At 43.4% G+C, this 19461-nt stretch carries 13 protein-coding genes; 8 read left to right on the top strand and 5 right to left on the bottom strand.

Going from position 1 to position 19461, the window contains the following annotated elements:
• The first annotated feature begins 48 nt into the window (after positions 1 to 48).
• From LC608_RS25230 to LC608_RS25220, 3 genes are all read left to right on the top strand, one after another.
• Positions 49 to 1623: a pentapeptide repeat-containing protein gene (locus LC608_RS25230; protein ID WP_229556184.1), complete on the top strand. Its 1575-nt coding sequence runs from the start codon at positions 49 to 51 to the stop codon at positions 1621 to 1623.
• Positions 1624 to 1668: 45 nt separating this feature from the next.
• Complete coding sequence (locus LC608_RS25225) at positions 1669 to 2259, top strand: DUF1517 domain-containing protein (protein ID WP_229556183.1); 591 nt, start codon at positions 1669 to 1671, stop codon at positions 2257 to 2259.
• 70 nt (positions 2260 to 2329) lie between these two features.
• A complete protein-coding gene (locus LC608_RS25220) occupies positions 2330 to 3223 on the top strand; it encodes a hypothetical protein (protein WP_229556182.1) in 894 nt (297 codons plus the stop codon).
• Between the two features lie 605 nt (positions 3224 to 3828).
• On the opposite strand, the gene LC608_RS25210 is transcribed toward LC608_RS25220, so the two are convergent.
• On the bottom strand, positions 3829 to 5775 hold the full coding sequence (locus LC608_RS25210) for an amino acid transporter (protein ID WP_229556180.1): 1947 nt from the start codon (positions 5773 to 5775) through the stop codon (positions 3829 to 3831).
• Positions 5776 to 6108: 333 nt separating this feature from the next.
• On the opposite strand from LC608_RS25210, the gene LC608_RS25205 reads away from it, so the two are divergent.
• Complete coding sequence (locus LC608_RS25205) at positions 6109 to 6279, top strand: hypothetical protein (protein ID WP_229556179.1); 171 nt, start codon at positions 6109 to 6111, stop codon at positions 6277 to 6279.
• Here the strand turns inward: LC608_RS25205 and LC608_RS25200 are convergent.
• On the bottom strand, positions 6276 to 6881 hold the full coding sequence (locus LC608_RS25200) for a Uma2 family endonuclease (RefSeq protein WP_229556178.1): 606 nt from the start codon (positions 6879 to 6881) through the stop codon (positions 6276 to 6278). The two genes, LC608_RS25205 and LC608_RS25200, sit on opposite strands and share 4 nt — an antisense overlap.
• 920 nt (positions 6882 to 7801) lie before the next feature.
• On the opposite strand from LC608_RS25200, the gene LC608_RS25195 reads away from it, so the two are divergent.
• The 3 genes from LC608_RS25195 (at position 7802) to LC608_RS25185 (ending at position 9267) form a co-directional block, all read left to right on the top strand.
• On the top strand, positions 7802 to 8152 hold the full coding sequence (locus LC608_RS25195) for a histidine triad nucleotide-binding protein (RefSeq protein WP_229556177.1): 351 nt from the start codon (positions 7802 to 7804) through the stop codon (positions 8150 to 8152).
• A gap of 165 nt (positions 8153 to 8317) precedes the next feature.
• Positions 8318 to 8875: a recombination mediator RecR gene (gene recR, locus LC608_RS25190; protein WP_229556176.1), complete on the top strand. Its 558-nt coding sequence runs from the start codon at positions 8318 to 8320 to the stop codon at positions 8873 to 8875.
• A gap of 197 nt (positions 8876 to 9072) precedes the next feature.
• On the top strand, positions 9073 to 9267 hold the full coding sequence (locus LC608_RS25185) for a hypothetical protein (protein WP_094350397.1): 195 nt from the start codon (positions 9073 to 9075) through the stop codon (positions 9265 to 9267).
• Positions 9268 to 9565: 298 nt separating this feature from the next.
• Here the strand turns inward: LC608_RS25185 and LC608_RS25180 are convergent, their stop codons facing one another.
• Together LC608_RS25180 and LC608_RS25175 are read right to left on the bottom strand one after the other, a co-directional pair.
• Positions 9566 to 13417 carry a CHAT domain-containing protein gene (locus LC608_RS25180; RefSeq protein WP_229556175.1) on the bottom strand — a complete coding sequence of 1284 codons (3852 nt, stop codon included), beginning with the start codon at positions 13415 to 13417 and terminating at the stop codon, positions 9566 to 9568.
• A 188-nt stretch (positions 13418 to 13605) separates the two neighbouring features.
• Entirely contained in the window at positions 13606 to 14289 is a 684-nt protein-coding gene (locus LC608_RS25175; protein WP_229556229.1) for a hypothetical protein, read from the bottom strand.
• Positions 14290 to 14676: 387 nt separating this feature from the next.
• Between LC608_RS25175 and dnaX the strand changes: the two genes are divergently transcribed.
• A complete protein-coding gene (gene dnaX / locus LC608_RS25170; protein ID WP_229556174.1) occupies positions 14677 to 17436 on the top strand; it encodes a DNA polymerase III subunit gamma/tau in 2760 nt (919 codons plus the stop codon).
• A gap of 73 nt (positions 17437 to 17509) precedes the next feature.
• Here dnaX and LC608_RS25165 read toward each other — a convergent pair whose 3' ends face one another.
• Entirely contained in the window at positions 17510 to 18916 is a 1407-nt protein-coding gene (locus LC608_RS25165; protein ID WP_229556173.1) for a glycosyltransferase family 2 protein, read from the bottom strand.
• Positions 18917 to 19461 lie beyond the last annotated feature (545 nt).

Below are 19461 nucleotides of genomic sequence, written 5' to 3'. Positions count from 1 at the left end.
TTTTTATGATACCAACATATTAAAGTTGGCCTCCAAGGGGTAGCATCGATGACTGTAGACGAATTACTGGAACAATACGCGGCAGGAGTCTTAAACTTTAATGGTGTTGACCTCGCGGAAGCTAATCTGAGTGGGGCAAAACTCAGTGGCGTAAATCTTAGCGATGCTAATTTGAGTATAGTCAACCTGAGCGGTGCGAATTTAAGTGAAGCTAACTTGAGCAATGCCAAGCTGAATGTAGCAAGACTGAGTGGCGCAAATTTATCTAGTGCCATCTTGAATAACGCCAGTCTCAACGTCGCTAATCTGATTCGAGCGGATCTGAGCCGCGCTCAACTTAAGGGAACCTCATTGATCCGCGCCGAGTTAATTCGTGCTGATCTCAGTCGCGCCGATCTGTTGGAGGCTAACCTCACTAGTGCCGATCTGCGAGAGGCGACACTCCGCCAAGCAAATCTCCGTCACGCTAACTTGAGTGAAGCCGTATTGAAAGGCGCTTCCATGACGGGAGCCAACTTGGAGATGGCTAACTTGAATGCCAGTGATTTGAGTCATTGTGACATTAGCGGCGCAAATTTGCGAGATGCCGAACTCAGACAAGCGATTCTCAGACATGCTAACTTGAGCGGATCAGATTTGAGCGGGGCGAACCTCCGGTGGGCAGATTTAAGCGGTGCAAATCTCCGGTGGGCAGATTTGAGCGGCGCAAAATTGAGCGGGGCTACTTTAATTGGCGCAGATTTAAGCAATGCCAATTTAACGAATACAATTTTCATCCACGCCGATTTAACTCAGGCAAAATTAATCAGGGCGGAATGGATTGGTGCTGACTTAACAGGATCAACTTTAACTGGGGCAAAGCTTTATGCCACCTCCAGGTTTGGTTTAAAAACCGAAGGCATGATTTGTGAATGGGTTGATCTTAGCCCGGCAGGCGATCGCTCTATTATCCAAAAGTTCCATCCCGAAGACTCACGAGATTTTTTTAACGAAACACCGCCAACAATCCGAATTATTGTTGATGCCCCCATAGAACACGAAGCCAATTTTGCTCTTGCTGGGGCTTATTATCAAATTGCTCAGGAATACCGAGGGCTAAAACAACCCCCAAGCATGGAAAATGGGCCCCGTCGAACTGTTTTTACATTTCATGTAGATAGCGACGAAGCATTATTTCCCACTGCTTACATTGCGATTCTTCCCTTTCTAGATGCGGTATCTACCCAAAAGAATATTTCCAGGATGGTGGAAATGATTAACAATGAAGTTATTGCGAACCAAAATTTAAAATCGCTAAAATCACCCCATATCATAAAAGAATTAAATATTCTTCTAGACCGAGCAATGAGTCAGGCTACAACAATTAAACAGATGAAAAAAAATATTGAAGTAGCTGCAAAGTTAAATTTTTGTAAAGCACCAACCCAAATAATTTTAACGAATTCCAGCGCTCACACTTTGATTGCCCATGACAATCCCCAGTTTGGAAAAAGATTTATTAATCGCTCTGCTCTGAATACTTCAGTTTATGATGATATATCCAGTGAAGCTACAAAATATATATTGCCTTCGTTAAATATGGTTATAGATTTTGTCAAAGGATTTCACTATATTGGCCATTAATTATTAAACTCATAAGTAATGAAAAAGTAAAACTTGGAGGAAAGAATGCGCGATACCTTTAATAAAATGATCGGTCGAACTCGCTATGTAGTCTTGCGCCTATTTCTGCACTTAGGGGGAGGCGAGGTAGCACCAATTTTGGGAGTATTAAATAGTGCTGGACGAGATGCGATCGATGCCGATGGCGATTTAGAAGTTTTGGGAGAAGGATTGGTAGAAATTACCCAAACCCTACTCCAATACGATGAATATTGGCTTTCTGCTGCTAACGAAGGTGATGTATTTTTTGATGAAGGCGAGGCAGGAGATTACGTGAATGAATTATTTACTGACTCTGCCCAAAGATATCTCAGTGAACCAAGTTACAGTTCTGATAGATCGAATGAACCTTTATCTATACCTGTAACCCAGAATGTTATTGTGATGGTTACAGCAGCTTATGAAGGAGAAGTACCAGAGTTAGAAACTGATCTTTCTAACGTTCAGGCGCTCAAGGAAGGATTGAAAGCATTGATAAATTTGCATTATAAACATAGATTGAAGGCAATCCAAGTACATTTTTCGCCAGCACAGTTAGGCGATGAACTCACTAGCGACCAACTGTTGCAATATTACCCAGAATTGATTCCTTTGTAATATGTTGGGTAGTCACTACTTACTACTCACATCGAGAAATTGTTAAGCTTGGAGATAGGACAATAATCCAATGATCATGACCATAGTGCGTAAATTTACAGCCGTTTTTTTAGCTATGAGTTTGTGCCTGACAACTGTAGCCTGTGGGGGAGGAGAGCAAAATACCACTACCCCTCCAGCTAAGAACGTTAGCCAAACTTCTACTAACACCAAATTGAGTGATGGGCAGTATCAAATACAACAAGCTACTTATGACGATGCAACTGGTGAATACAGCTTGTTTTTACTTAACAATAATCCCCCAACCTTTGCAACCGAAAATTTGCAAATGGCACGCTTAACTGATGATGAAATCAAGCAGGGTAAAAAGACCTATCTAAAGGTAGATAAAGGCCAACCGATTTTATATCTGACGGAAGACTTTAAAATTGAGTACGTCCATAACGTTACCGAGAATAAAACCAATCCCCAAACAGGACAACAAGAGACTGTTGTAGTCCGTCGAGAAAATAACTTCTGGGCACCATTTGCTGGGTCTGTGGCTGGTAGCTTGGCTGGTCAGGCAATTGGTAGTATGTTGTTTAGACCCCAGTATTATGTACCCCCTGTTTATCAATCAGGACAAGGATTAAGTGGCTTCGGTGGATATGGCGGAAGCTATGGCCAAGCAGTTCAAAGCTACCAAAGCCGATATAATACGCAACCCGCAGCCGTGAGAAATCGCACTTCGTTCCGCAATACAGGAACAATTAGAAGGTCATATCCGGGAAATTCAACTATACGCAATACACCGCGTAGCACTACAGGTAATAACCGTCCTTCTGGTTCTGGTTTTGGTGGTAGTACATTGCGACCCTCTGGCAGAGCCACTTCACCCAGACGCGATTCTGGTAGTGGTTTTGGTAGTGGACGTAGTTCAGCACCCCGCCGCTCAACTGGTTTCGGCAGCGGCAGACGCCGTTAGGAAATTTCAAATTCAATAAATAGACTGCCTAAGAAGTGAAGGTAGTGTGTTTTATAAAGAAGTCGGAGGGTTGACTTGTAACCCTCCGACTTCTCTTTATATATATGCAATTTGTGAAGATTAATTATGAATTATTCGGTCAAATAATATGAAATACTAAATACAAATATTGCTAAGAGAACAGGAACCATTTTATTAAAGTCTACTTGCTTTTTTTGAAGCATTTCTAAACAAGACATGGGAATCATCAGAGGCCAGAAGATAGTTGTGACCAAAAACATCACAACCGATAAAAATTTATCTTCTGGAGTAGAAGTAGGATGACGTAAGGAAAATATTAACCAATTGCTTAAAAAATAGCATGTCATTAATAGGTAACCAATAGTTAAAGTCAGTTGTATCTGGTTCATTGTGAGTACTCCTGAAGTTATGTGAGCTTCACTATAGCCCAACACAGATGCTGGTAGGGACACGGCATTGCCCTATCCCTAGTCAGTACCTATTGAAATGAGAATCACTATAAATTTTCTAGCGTTGCACAGAAAGCAGGATGATTTGGCAACTTCTAAAATCCCCCCCTGCCTCCCCTGCCTCCCCTTCCTCGCTCACCCGCCGACATGAACGCCAGGACGGATGTGGGGATTCTTTTCAGCCCGACGGAGTACTTCACGAGTGACCACAGCAATATCACCCTCCCCAAACAAGATAAAACGCAGTAAGTATTGTATGGGGTTGCCCTCAGCCCAGCCGAAGTAGGCATGGGGAATCTTACCTGTTTGGTCACGAATATAAAGCAGTAAAGCCGCGATCGCATTAGGTACTGCTGCACTCTCAGCCCGTAGGATGCGATAATCACCAACTTGCACCCCTTTTACATTGATGACATCCGCAAACTCCGAAGCATCTGATACCTGAATCTCTAGAAAAAGAATTGGATCGTTAGGTGGAATATGGTTGTCCTCGCGCACTTCTTTCTCTTTTAAAAAATACTCTAGGACATCGCCCTTATTTAACCGATTTGCAATCAGTCGTATTGCTCCTTGGCTCTCTTCGGCAAGGAATTGGCTAGCAAGTTCGTCAACTTCAATCCGCTCTGCTCGCAGTTCTGTTGAACGCCAAACACGAGAAACCAGCGAAGTAAAAATGATCGTACCGATGAAAAAACCAGCGATCCTGATCCCTTCTGGCCTTTCGATGATATTAACAACAGTGGTATATACAAATAACAGTGTGATAATGGCAAATACCAGTCTTGCTCGCTTCTGTCTGTGACGGTGGGCTGATAAAGTTACGGCAAAGGCGGCTGAGGTAATTAACACAAGCACACCAGTTGCATAAGCCCCACCTTGGGCTTCCACATTTGCTCTAAAGATAATTGTGACAACAAAGGCGATCGCTGTGTAGACTAACACTAAAGGTCGCGTTGTTCGTGCCCAATTGGGTGCCATGCCATAGCGTGGTAGGTAGCGAGGCACAATATTCAGCAACCCTGCCATTGCAGATGCACCTGCAAACCACAAAATGGAAATAGTACTTAAATCGTAAATTGTGCCAAAGGCATCGCCTAAATATAGATGTGCCAGGTAAGCAAGGGCCCGTCCATTGGCTTTGCCCCCAGATGCAAATTCTGCGGCTGGAATCAGTAAAGTGGTTATAAAGCTGGTGGTGAGCAAAAAGAAGCTCATAATTAGAGCAGCAGTGGTAAGCAGCTTGCGTGTATTCCGAATCCGCCCTTTAGGATGGTGCGGAGCGCTGTTGCTGCTACCTTTGACGAGGGGCATAACCGTTACACCAGTCTCAAACCCTGACAATCCCAGCGCTAGCTTGGGGAATATGAGCAGAGATATGCCAATTAGTATCAAAGGGTTAGAATGGCGGGTAAAAAGTGCAGTCTGCCAGTTAGCGATCGCTTCTGGGTGACTTAAAATCTGATAAAAACCGACGCTAACGACAATAAAGTTTAACAGCAGATAAACTCCCACCAAAACTACTGCAATACCAATCGCTTCTCGGAAACCTCTCAAGAAAACTGCGCCTAGTAATACAACTAATATCAGGGTGATAGCGATCGTCTGATTGTGAAGCCAATGTGGGATCAGCGGATTTTCGATGATATGGGCTGTGGCATCAGCAGCTGACAAGGTAATGGTAATAATAAAGTCAGTTGCCACAAAACCGAGTAAGCATAGCACAAGTAATTTGCCTTGCCACCAGGGGAGCAAACGCTCTAACATTGCGATCGACCCTTCCCCATGAGGGCTTTCGGCAGCAATGCGCCGATAAATTGGCAATGCTCCAAAGAGCGTCAGCAAAACTAGAATCAGGGTAGCTATCGGAGAAAGAGCGCCAGCCGCCAGTGCTGCAATCCCAGGTTGATAGCCAAGGGTCGAGAAATAATCTACACCAGTTAAGCACATCACCTGCCACCAAGAATGCTGGCGATGTGGTTCTTCCTTGCGGTAAGGCCCTTCTTTCTCTCCTCGATCTTCTTCAAGCAACCAGTTGATTAACTGGCTACCGAGCCGTTTTGTTGAAACAATTGATTTAGCCATCAAATACGGTTGTGTTGCAATCGGCTTTGTGATTTTTAAGCCTTTGTGGTTTATTAAAATTTTCAACTACAAAGGTATAGCACTATTATTGTATGTTAAGCATCCTGTCCGATTTGCAAAATATATCGTAGATGTTCGTAGCCGTCTAGCGTATCAAGTTAACTTGCAGATTTAAGTATATAAATAATCAATACTGTAACCGTATATTTTCGGCTTAACCCTTTCGTACCCTTTGCACCTTCAAGCTGCATCAGTTCTAAAAAAAGGGCACTGCTAAATAAGGCACTTACGCAATTAGCAAATTTGTCCTAAGAGGTTGTTTAAAAAGTATTTTTGTTAACATCTAAGCCTCGTAAACCCAGGATCTACGCATCTAATAATTTACTATGGGCGATGTCTGGTGACAAGAAGCGTAGCTCTCTACGCACTTCTGGTGATAGAGTTAAAGCAGGCGATGTCTACGACGGGCTACGCCTACGCACCTCAACTGTCTCATGCATTTAACGAGGGAGAATATCATCTAAGCGAAGTTGCAAGCCAGGTAAAAGCGGTGAATTAATTGCTTGATTTAGTCGGTATTGTTGTTGAATATAGGTGTCTTCAACTAATTGACAAATAGTGAATGTAGGTTGTTTAGGTTTACCAATAAATGCTACACCGCCCAATCCCCGATAATCTACAATCCAATATTCAGGAATGCCTAAAAGTGCATATTCTTCAACTTTGCGTGCATAGTGGGTTTCCCAGTTGGTACTAACGACTTCCACCACCAATTTAATTGAGCGTCCCATTGTAATTACGGGTTCTCGCTCCCAAAGTGTTTCACGCTCAAGAACGGTTTCATCAAGAACTACAACATCAGGACGACGAGCTGTAGCTGTATCTGCAAAGGGATAAATTAAACAAGTGCGAGGAATAAACCAGGGGAGTTGTTCTGCAACAAGGTAGATCCCAACTTGGATTGCAAGTTTGCCACTTACCGTTTCGTGTGGGCCAGTGGGTTCCATATCAATTAGTTCTCCGTCTGCTAATTCATAGCGGGGATTGTCTCGATATTGGGAAAGAAAATTTTCAAAAGTGAGGGTTTTTGGGGAGATATGTGTCATGAAAGTCAATCCCCTAAAGGCAAGTTATTTTGATTATAAGTTAACCGCGATCGCTCTTAGCGTTTCCTTTTAAAAGAAGACTGCGACCTTATCCTGACTTTTCACGTTATGTGGAAAAGCGAACGAAAAACCTAACCCCCTAACCCCCTTCCCGACGCGGGAAGGGGGAAAATTCAAAGTCTCTCCTTTTAGGCTACGGTGTACACACAAGTAATTTGGTTCAGAACACGAGGGCTTTGGTTCAGAACACGAGGGCTTTGGTTCAGAACACGAGGGCTTTGGTTCAGAACATGAGGGCTTTGGTTCAGAACACGAGGGCTTTGGTTCAGAACATGAGGGCTTTGGTTCAGAACATGAGGGCTTTGGTTCAGAACATGAGGGCTTTGGTTCAGAACACGAGGGCTTTGGTTCAGAACATGAGGGCTTTGGTTCAGAACACAAGTCTTTTTTGAGCTTTTGAGGGAATGAAACAGCTTTGCTTTTTAAAAGGGGTTGTGGAGATTAAAAGTCTGTGGAGCCACTCCACTCTAAAAGACTTGTGTGTACACGGTAGCCTTTTAGGAGAGAGATTTAGAGAGAGGTTTTCCATATATCGTGAAAAGTCAGGATCTTATCACCGCTTTATTTCTATGCACTTCTAATGATAAGAACTCTTGCAAAAGTTTTTTGTGTAAATGATCTAGTACAGCAGGGCGTAAATCAAGCTACTATTTTAAACAAGCAAAAGCCTTGATATACAGAACTTTTGAGAGCCAGTTGCTTCTCCTGTTGGAGACGCTAAGAGCGTAGCTTGCTTCCCCGTAGGGGTACAAGTCGGCAGAGCCGCAAGGGCGCACTGGCTCCTTTTGACTTCCGCCTTGCGGTACTAGTCGCTACAGTAAACCTTTAAAATCTCTAGCAGATGATTAGGTAGATTGAGTATGAGTGAAACTACAGAAACGATTTTCAGCAAAATCATTCGTCGGGAAATCCCCGTTGATATTGTTTATGAGGATAATTTAGCCTTAGCATTCAAAGACATCCATCCCCAAGCGCCAGTTCACATACTTGTCATTCCCAAAAAACCCCTTCCCACACTAGCTGATGCTGAATCTCAGGATCACGCTTTGTTGGGGCATCTTTTGTTAACCGCCAAACGTGTTGCAAAAGAAGCTGGACTAGAAAACGGTTATCGAGTTGTTATCAACGCTGGTGATGATGGTGGTCAGACAGTCTACCACTTACATCTGCATATTTTAGGAGGACGGCAGTTGAGCTGGCCACCTGGTTGATAAAACCATAAAACCGGATGAATTGTGTCTCTAGACGCGATTCATCACTCAATCAAAAACGCTTCCTTCCAAAATTCTGTAAGAATGTCATCATAGTTATGGTAATCACACACTGGAGACAAGACAACGGTTTACGCACGCCCTTTAGCACGGTTAATTGAGCAATTGCAACGCCTACCGGGAGTTGGTCCCAAATCTGCCCAACGACTGGCTTTGCATATTTTGAAGCGACCAGAAGCAGAAGTAGAAGCTTTAGCCCATGCGCTGATTGATGCAAAAAAGCAAATAGGCTTGTGTTCTGTTTGTTTTCACTTATCTGCTGAACCTGTTTGTGAAATCTGCCGCAATGCCAATCGTGATAACAAAACTATTTGTGTTGTGTCAGATCCCCGCGATGTGATTGCACTGGAAAAAACCCGCGAGTACAAAGGCAAATATCACGTTTTAGGTGGGGTGATTTCGCCAATTGATGGAATTGGCCCAGAACAGTTGACTATACTTGCTTTGCAGCGCCGGGTGAGTCAGCAAAAACCTCAAGAAGTAATTCTGGCAATTAGTCCCAGTGTAGAAGGGGAGACAACAACACTGTATATCGGTCAGCTATTGAAACCATTTACCAAAGTGACGCGGATTGCCTTTGGTTTGCCTGTAGGTGGTGATTTGGAGTACGCCGACGAAGTGACTCTGGCAAGGGCATTGGAAGGACGCAGGGAGTTAGATTAGACTTAAATAAACTTTCTTATTTAAAGCCAGCTTTCGCTCCTGTTCATCGCCCCACTAATTCTGTTAAAATCACGTTTGCCAGCACGTAAATGTTGATGCTGTGCCATGTGTGCAAAGAGATTTTGCCTCTGGTGTCGCAAGAATCGGGAAAATGGTAGAGTTAAAAGCGATCGCTATGCGAAAAATGTAAATAAGATATGGCTGACCAAAAAGATAAAGCTCAAGAAAAAAACCGCCTTGAACAGCTTCAAGAAGAACAAGGCAACACGGACTCTAAACACTCAGGGGGTGCTGGCGCTTCTGGCGGCAACTCAGGTGCAGGTAAATCTGGCACATCAAAAATTTCTGCCACTGGTACACCTGATGATATCGAAAAAGTTGATCAGGAGTAAAGCTGACTCCGACGACGAGTCAAGTTTTAACTGCGTCGGCTCTCATTAGTAACTAAACTCAACAATGGTGGATTAAATACCTTATTATTTAGTTCACCATAGCGATCGCAACTAACATTATTTACAGTGCTGATACTAAGTAGTTCTGGGAAGAAACCTGAAAAATCTACTAGTACTATATCTTAAACACCAACTGCTGTTGCTCCAGGTAGTCCTGCCTCTGCAAATAAAACTTCTAGCTCTAAGAAGCCAGAATCGGTGGGGAATAAAACAGCAGCTTTAGCAGCAGAACAAATGATTAATTCGGTTTACCTGTAATCGTGAATGCTGCCCAGTAGTAAGGATGATTATAAAGATTTTTCTCTGATGCCATTTTACTATTTCTATATAGTTGTGTCGCTAAATAAGTTTGAATTCGTACTTCTTCAGGATGCAGATTATTCAAGATATCTTCATACCATTTTGTCAGTTCTCCAGCAGTTAATTCTTTCAGCCATCGGGTTGCTTCAGCCAAGGCAGTAACTGCTGATTTATTGGGCTGTAATCGTCGGTAAAACTCTATCATCACCAAGGCACTAGCTGAAGATTCTACACTCCAGAGAGTACTTACTACATGAGGAACGCCTTGACTCACAAAACCAGTCACTAAACTTACATATTCGCTGCTGATAGTGTGGTTGCTACTAGTTAAGTTTTCACAAGCAGAGAGGGTAATAAGGTTGTAACTTGCTAGATTTTGTTGGCAGATTTCATCTAGAGTAAGTTTGCCTTTACCTGCTAATGCTAATTCTGATTTTTTGGGTTCAACCAAATTATTAATAACATTACCTGTAAAATGAAAGATGTTGTAATTATCAAATAAGGCGTTTTCAACAATATCTTTCGTGGCTTCTAAACCCTGAATTCGTTGGATATTATTGAACATCTGGCTAACAACTTCCGACTCAAGTTTGGTAAATTTCGGTGTAGGATAATCTTTATTTTCTGGATGTTCAACACTGAGCAATAATTGATTTTGCCACTGCCAGATATCTTCAGTTCTTATTGATAAACCTATTTGGGCACTAGGTAGATAGGTGACGCTGAAATTTGACTCCACATTCGGCAATTCTTCCGACAATGGAGAAGAAAGATGGAAAAGGGTATGAATGGGCAATCTGTACAAATCACGGTGAGGAATTAGAACCAGTTGGGTAATGCCTTCGAGTTCCTGTGCAATTGTGGAAATATTCAGAATTTCATACAATTGTGACAGCTTCTGTTCCATATCAACTCGCCAAGAATGCTGGCTTTTACTTTCTTTGTCTTGGGCCGTGGTGCGATATTCTTGGTATTGTTGATGCCAATCTTCTAGCCAACTTTCAAATTCAATTAGGCGTTGTACTGCTTCGGGTAGAGGTAATTCATTGAGACGAATAGCGTCTTCTCCTAAAGGTATTGCCCCAGTATCTTGCATGGGTGTAAATAGGAGGATCGGTGATGGCGCTTGGTCTTTAAGAATAAATGTGTGTAAGGCAACTGGACTAATATGCCAGTAAATAATTGCTGTTGTGGGATTGAATAGTTGTTGAATTGCGCCATAATAAGGCGAGTAAATATTATCATTCCAGCCATAAAGCAGCCAGTTTAAACAAGCATTTTTACCTTGTTCGGCAATTTCCCACGCTTCAACTAAATCACCGGACTCTACGGCTAAATCAACTGCTAATTGATCAAAGCCTGCAAATTTCAGGGCTAACTGTTTTTTACTTTCCTCTGAGCGAGTTTCTTCACTCAGCAATTGTCGTAATAAATCTGTACCGCGTTGCAGCAATTCTTGAACTTGTGTTGTTTGTCCCAAACCCATCAGCACTTTGCTTAGAGATTGTAAAACCTCTAGGTGCAATAGGGGAAAATATTCTAGTGTGAGGGTTAACAGTGCTTGATGGTACTCAGACGCAGCTTTGCGCCAATAATCGCGGGGATTAGTATTTTTTTTGCCTTGGTCGTAGTAAGTATTAGCGATCGCAAAATGCAATCTACCCCAGCCTTCTGGATGGGTATCTGTCCGCAGATGCTTTAACCCTTCCTCGTAGCTGGCTAATTTCCCTTCGTAGCCACCCTGTTGTAAGGCGGGATTTGTCGCTGTTATCCTACTCGAAATCTGCAATGCCTCAGCATTGACTAAATGACCGATCGCAGTTCCCCGACCTATCCAAGCTTCCCAATAATCTTGCTTAATTTGCAAAGCGTTGTCATAACAGGCGATCGCTTCGGCAAATTGTTCTAAATAAAACAATGCTAGTGCCTGATTATACCAAGCTAAGTGGAAGTCGGGTTTAATGGCAATCGTTTGTTGATAGGAGGCGATCGCTTCTTGTCTACGTCCTAAGTTGTCTAACGCTATACCCCGGTTGTACCAAGCTAAGTAGAAGTCGGATTGAACTGACAGTGCTTTATCCCAGGAGGCGATCGCTTCTGACCATCTTCCTAAATTAAACAGCACTACACCCCGGTCTATCCAAACTTCGTGATACTCTGGGTTAATTTCTAACGCTTTGTCGTAAGATATAATCGCTTCTGCAAATTGTTCGCTTACAGCTAGGGCTATGCCACGGTGATACCAGTTTTCTTGGTCTTCTGGTTCCAAATGTAGGGCTTGGTCATAGCTAGAAATAGCTTCGGGTAGCCAACCTAATTTCAGCAGTGCCAAACCTTTGCTAGACCACGCTTCTTGGTAATCTGGCTTGATTTCTATGGCTTTGTCAAAAGAAGCGATCGCTTCCTCAAAATATCCTAATTCTCCGAGAGTTCCACCCCGGTTGTACCAAGCTTTGTAGAAGTCGGGTTTCAGCCGTGTGGCGGTTTCGTAAGATGCGATCGCTTCATCAAAACGTTCTAAATGGAACAGCGTCAAGCCTCGGTTAAACCAATATTCTGAGAATTCTGGTTGAAGTTTGATGGCTTGGTCATAGGATGCGATCGCGCCTAACAAATCACCTGTTTTCGCTTGGCTTAGACCTTGATAAAACCACCCTTGAGCCTGGGTAACAGGATTATCGCCATGTCGCTCAATTATACCAGGGGAATTGCTGCTTTGAACTGCTAAATTAGAAGCAAGTTGCTGGACTAAATTGGTACTTTGATCCAATTTCACCCACAACTCATCTAATGTATTAGCCACATTTGGCTCTAAATTGGTCAAAGTGTTATCCCAGGTTTCTACTGAGGGAGAAGTTATTAATTCACTTCTTTGTCTAGTAGAGAGGAGATTTGCTCCTGTTGTACTTTGAACAACTTCATCACGATCATCGAACCTCAGTTGGGCTAATGAGGTGATTGAATCTTCTGCTGCGGGGAGAGGGAAATTTTCGGGTATTGTGGTTTGGGCATCTTCCCTTTCATACTCCAATACCAGTTCCTCTAAATTCTGGGTGAATGTTTCCTCAAAAGAGGAATTTTCAGGCGCTGACGTTATTGGTTCAACATCTGGCAGATCATATTCCCATAATTGCTCACCTAAACTGCGGATCAGTTCTTGCCCAGGCGAAGTTGGGATAATTTCTTCATTGGTTGTGATTTCTACCACATCAGGCTCATCATACTCCCATAACTGTTCGCCTAAATTACGGAGCAGTTCTTGCCCAGGAGTAGTTTCTATTACATCTGGTTCATCATACTCCCATAACTGTTCGCCTAAATTGCGGATCAGTTCTTGCCCAGGAGTGATTTCTAAATCCTCTTCTGGATAATTACCCTCATACTCTATCTGTGTAGGTGATTGCATCAGCCGGATGCCAATGTCATAAGCAACATCTCCAATTCTGCCAACACCAAGTTCCCCCAATTGCACCATCTTTGTTGCTAAAAGCGGATTTGGTGCCGACGAAGCTAGCAAGCTTTCGCCAAACATCACCAACCAGTCTATCCAGCGTTCAGCCGGAATGCGATTTTCTACCCGTTGCAGATACCTCAATGCCCACTGTCGTCCTCGTGCTTGATGCACGCCTTCTAACAATTGGATAAACAATTGTTCCAGATCCGCATTGGTTAGTTCTGGTAGCATCTCCACCAGATTGTGTCCTCTCGCACCCTTGAGAGAACTAGCCTGCTTACTTTCAATGAGGCGCTTTAAAAACCTTCTAAGCGACTGCGATATCCGCCTGAGCATCTGCCACACTATTGGATTTTGTTTTTCTAGATTGTAGCCATCGTTGTGTTAAAAAAATCATCAATTACGTAAAAATCCATTAGATCGGGACAGGGCTTCCGTCGCAGGTTAGCAAAAAATATACAAAACTTCAAGAGTAGAGTATTACAACGTTACAATTCCCCGATTCGACTCTTGATGCCAAGTGGTTAATTTTCTGTTTGCTCTGTGGTCGATTGACCGGCAGGATATAATTGACTAATCAATGCCTGGACAAGCAATTCTGGATCATCTGTCTCAACGGCAAGCTGTTGAGCAATCTGCTGGCGTAAGTTTTCATCCTCCTGCAACATCATAAACAACTCTTCTAGGGTGACAGTTTGGTATTCTCCCTCTGGGGGGTTATCTGGGGTATCTACTGACTCTGATATGGGGGCAGTTGGCTCAGATGGTATTGTGCTAAAAGCATCTGGCCCTTCATATTCCCAAATAGGTTCGCCTTGATTGCGCGTTAACAACTGCATCCCGATACTATAGGCAACATCTCCGATTTCTCCGATGCCCAACTCACCCAATTGCACTAACCGTGCAGCTATTTCATTATTGGGTGTAGGTGATGCTAGCAATCTGTCGCCAAAGCGCCCTAACCACTCAACCCAGTCTTCAGTTGAAATGCGATGTTCAATATTATGCAGCCACTTTTGTGCCCACGCTTCCCCTCGTGCTTGATGTACTCCTTGCAACAGTTCGTTAAAAAGAAATTCCAGATCGGTATCGGTTAAGGGTGGCGCTGGTTCTTTTGGCACATTTCCTCTAGATTTTGAGGCAGTCTGTTTTCCACCGAACAAGCTCTGAAAAAGCTTTTTGAGCCATTGAAATAGCCGCTTGAGCATCTGCTGCACCATCGAGTTTTGCTTATCCTAAGATTGTAGCGATCGCACTGGACTATGGCGCTAGTTCAGTTATTAAAATTCTTTGGGCATTTGTCATTGGTCATTGGTCATTTGTCAAGACTTAGAAATTCTTCCCCCACTCCCCCTTTGTAGAACAAATGTACTAAATGATATGCTATAATTCCAATACTTTGATATTGAAATCATAGTAGAAGATAAGCTTTGGTTATTTGCTTTCCTGAGTGCCAAAATTCACGGCATTAGTTGAGCGCAGTAGCTCTGGCAATATGTACAAACCAAGCAGGTACAAGAGTCTAAAATAGTTGAATCCTAAACTCGACTCAGTGCTACTAATTAACTTTGAAAGGCATTGAAGTCTATATTTCCATGTCTTACGAACCCCTGCACCACAAATATCGCCCCAAAAGTTTTGCTGAACTGGTGGGTCAAGAAGCGATCGCTACCACCCTCACGAATGCGATCGGCACATCCAAAATCGCCCCTGCCTATTTATTCACTGGGCCTAGAGGTACGGGGAAAACTTCTAGTGCCCGGATTTTGGCTAAATCTCTTAATTGTCTCAAAAGTGACAAGCCTACTGCTGATCCCTGCGGCGTGTGTGAAGTTTGTCAGGGGATCACCAAGGGCTACGCCTTAGACATAATTGAAATTGACGCAGCGAGTAATACTGGTGTTGATAATATCCGCGAGTTGATTGAAAAAGCCCAGTTTGCTCCTGTGCAGTGTCGCTATAAGGTTTATGTTATTGACGAATGCTTAACTGGAGATTCTCTGGTTTTGACTGATGAAGGATTTCGAAGAATTGATGATCCCAAAATTAAAGATAAGAAGGTTCTGAGCTACAACGACTTATTAAGTAAGTGGGAATTCAAGAAAGTTGTTAGGTGGTTAGATCAAGGAGAACGGCAAACCCTGGTTATCAAGACAACTAACCGAGAAATTAGATGTACGGGTAATCACTTAATTAGGACAAACCAGGGATGGCTACAAGCATTGGACGTAAAAGAAGGAGTGAAGATACTATCCCCTGTGAATAGGGATCTGGAAAACCTCTCTCCTTTTAAGCTACGGTGTACACACCAGTCTGAAACAGTTCACTCATCTGAGTTTAAGCGTAAGTTTTACCCCTCCCTAACCCTCCCCTTGGAAAGGGGAGGGAACTGTATTTCTAGTTTCCCCCCTTTCCAAGGGGGGATTAAGGGGGGTAATTCGACTTGTGTGTACACCGTAGCCCCTTTTAGGGAAGAGGCTTTGAATTCTTCCTATTCCCTGGTAGGGAAGGGGCTTGGGGGGTTAGGTTTGGCCTTAGCTTTTCCAGATAATGTGAAAAGTCAGGTGAATGTGGATGTGGCATCTTCATGGATTACAAGTTTGGAGACAGTCGAATCTGTACACCTCGCTGGGGTTGAACGAGTTTATGACATTGAAGTAGCAGATAATCATAATTTTGTGGCAAATGGACTTTTAGTGCATAATTGCCACATGCTCAGTACTCAGGCATTCAACGCGCTACTTAAGACATTAGAAGAACCACCGAGACACGTAGTTTTTGTGTTGGCGACAACAGATCCGCAACGGGTTTTACCAACGATTATTTCGCGTTGTCAAAGGTTTGATTTTAGACGCATTCAGTTAGAAGCGATGGTAAAGCATTTAAGTGCGATCGCTTCTTTGGAAAATATTCATATTTCACCCGACGCGCTAACCCTGGTAGGGCAACTTGCTCAGGGAGGGTTACGAGATGCCGAAAGTCTACTTGACCAATTGGGTTTATTAGCGGGTGAAGTGACACCGGATCGAGTTTGGGATTTGGTGGGGACAGTAAGCGAACAGGATTTGCTGGCGCTTTTAAATGCGATCGCTCAAGATAAACCCGAAGCAGTTCTAGACTGTACTCACTACATTCTAGATCGTGGTCGAGAAGCGCTAACTCTTCTGCAAAATCTCGCCGCCTTCTACCGCGATTTACTCATTGCTAAAACTGCACCCAATCGCCACGATTTGGTTGCTTGTACTCAGCAAACCTGGACAGCGCTGGTTGAGTTTGCTCAATACTTCGATATGAGCGTGATTTTGGCAGGACAAAAACACTTGCGAGAAGCTGAAGTGCAAATTAAAAATACCACCCAGCCGCGTTTGTGGTTAGAAGTAACATTACTAGGATTGTTACCCAGTGCGACGAATATTCAGCCACAAGCCCCAAGTGTCACCCAGCGAGTCAACACACCTGTTGTATCTCCAAACTATTCTCCAGCAGTTACCCAAAATGTCTCTTCTTTACCGATACCTGAACCGCAAAAAAATCATAATTCTGCAAACAATCATGTAGCGGCTGCCCAAAATCAGCCCGTCACTTCATCTCCCCCAGTTGAACGGCAAACAAATCACAATTCTGTTGCTAACTCAGTTTCACCACCAATCCCAGAAGCAGAATCTGTACCCGTATCACCTGCGGACGTTGAACCAGTAACTTCAGAAGTTGTTGAGGAAGCAGAATATGACTTAACTCAAGTTTGGCAACAGGTGCTTGCTAACCTCCAGCCAAAATCAAGGCAAGAAATGCTGCGTCAAATGAGCCAACTCATCGAGTTCGATGGTGTTGTGGCTCGAATTGCGATCAAACAGGCATGGTATGACAAGGGAAAATCTTATCTACCGATGATTACGGCAGCTTTCCAGCAGACTTTCCAGCGTGAAATCCAGATAAATATAGAAAAAGGAACTTCTTCAAACTCTACCTCAGCCAAAAAAAATTCTCCCCCAAAAGATTCTACTCGCGTTCAGCAGCCACCAACTCCCAGTTACAACCAGCAAATTTCGCCTCCAGCACCAGCACCACAGCCAGCAACTCCACCACCAGCACCATTAAAAACTGATTCAGCAGCAAATAATGGAAATGGGGCAAATAGAAATGGTGCGAATGTTCATGCGGTGCAAACTTCACCTGTGCCGCCACAGCGAACACCTGCACCTGATTGGGAACCTGATGAAGTAGCGATCGCAGCTCAACGTCTAGCAGAATTTTTCAACGGACAAATTATCCGTTTTGCTGATGATTTCCCAGAATTCTCCGATTCTATGGCTACACCTGAATGGGTAGAGGAAGCAGAGGTGGAAGATGAATAAAAAAATGCAAAATTACCAAAAATAATTCTGCATTTTTAATTTTTAATTTTTAATTTTTAATTCCCCAACGGGGCTATTCCCCATTCCCCGTATGCAAAGTTTTCACCCATTTTAGGCGTTTTGGTCTTACCGACATCCGGGCGGTAGTACTGCTCATGACGACTAACCAATGCAACATATATAAACTGCCACGCAGGGTTTGCACCAGCATCAGAAAATATGTAGAAAGTGGGAATTTCGGATCTTGACGTATGCGCCTTAAACCTGTAAACATCCCTACCATCGACATAGAAATGGACAAGCCTGTGATCGGGCTTAACATTGGTGGACGATGACGAGCGATCGCCATTAACAAATCTGGTACTGTTGCTGTGGGTAAGATATACATAATCAGCATAAAAATCAGCAAATCCCAGCTTTTGCGTATTCCCATGCGATTTTTGAGAATTAAATCCCAATAATCCAAATAGCGTTGATAACCGCCTTCTGCCCAACGGTTGCGCTGATGCCAGAGTGCGATCGCACTTGTCACCCCTTCTTCTTGCACTGCTGGATGGAAAACACACTCAATATCCCAGTTATCTAAATGTAAGCGGATTGTCAAATCCAAATCATCGGTAATGGTTTCTTCATTCCAGCCACCGCAGCTTTCCAAGGCTGAACGCCGGACAAATTGACCATTGCCGCGCAGTTCGCCAATGCCACCAAGGGCAGTTCGCTGTTGCTGAAACCAGGTATCAAGTGCCATTTCGGCCATTTGACCCTTAGTCCAAAAGTTTGTTTTAGCGTTGGCGATCGCTTTTCGCACCTGCACCGCCCCCACCTTTTCTCTTTGAAATAAAGGTATTACCTGTTGCAGCAAGTCTGGTGTTACTTGGGCATCAGCATCAAATACTGCTATAATATCGCCCTTGGTTAGAGGTAGTACCTGATTTAACGCGCCCGATTTGCCACCAGTAGCTTCTGCTGAACGCCTAAGTACTTTCAGTTGGTGATGTTTCTGTTGGAGTTCTGCTAATAAACGTGGTGTGCTATCACTGCTGTGATCGTCAATAATCCATACTTCGTACTGCCCACCTGGATATTCCAGATTACAAAGATTTTTAACTAATTTAGCAATTACCGCTTCCTCATTTTTCGCAGCCACTAACACAGATACAGACGGTAAATCTCCCTGTATTTCTTTTGGATAACGACGGGATTTAGTAAACACTACCACCAAGGCATGAAATCCTAGAATGGTGGTCAGTCCTAGAATAAATATAGAAGCCCAAGAAACTAAATGTAGAGCGATCGTGCTACTCCAGACGATAGTCAAGACTAGAGCCGCTTTGCGTCTACGACCTTGAAACCGGGGTGTTAGAGACACAGGATCTGTCTCTAACACCGACTCCTCATTTGCTGATAGGTCAGACAACAAGGAGTTGAGCGGATCAAGCTCTTGATAAGAATCTTCTTCGGGCCAGGAATTCGCTGGCATAGGTTAGGTTGCTTGATTCAAAAACCAGTATTTGTCTACAGTTAGTAATTTTACGGACAAATATCCCTAAGCTACTTTTCCCGATATTAATCGGAATGGGCAAACTGCAATACCCGCTATCCCTAAGCCAAAAGCCACTGGGACTACTTTTGTTGTCACCGCCACTCTGCGTAATTACCTCGCATTAACCACCTTTGCTACTCTTAGACAGAGGCTTGATTCCTTTGATAGCCATTTAGGCAGGAAGCTTGTAGAGTGGCACTTTCTTCAATGAGAACTCCGGTTTGGGCAAAGTAATAACAAGGTAGCAGCAGCTCGGTGTTGGGAGAAACAGCAATAATAACATCCACAACTTTACAGTGGGGATTTTAGTGTTATCCTCCCCAACGTCGATAAAAGTTAATGCAGCCCTATTCTAACCGAAATTTTAATATTTCTTAGCAGTAACTTCATTTTTGGGCATGGGGCATTGGGCATCGGTTTAATTATTCTCCTGTGCTTCCCCTACTTTCTCATCCCCCACTCCCCATTCCCTATTCCCCACT

The organism is Nostoc sp. XA010 (genome assembly GCF_020829625.1).
Taxonomy (GTDB): domain Bacteria; phylum Cyanobacteriota; class Cyanobacteriia; order Cyanobacteriales; family Nostocaceae; genus Nostoc.
The sequence above is the reverse complement of the archived record's forward strand: the minus strand, read 5'-3'. Positions and strand labels throughout refer to the sequence as shown.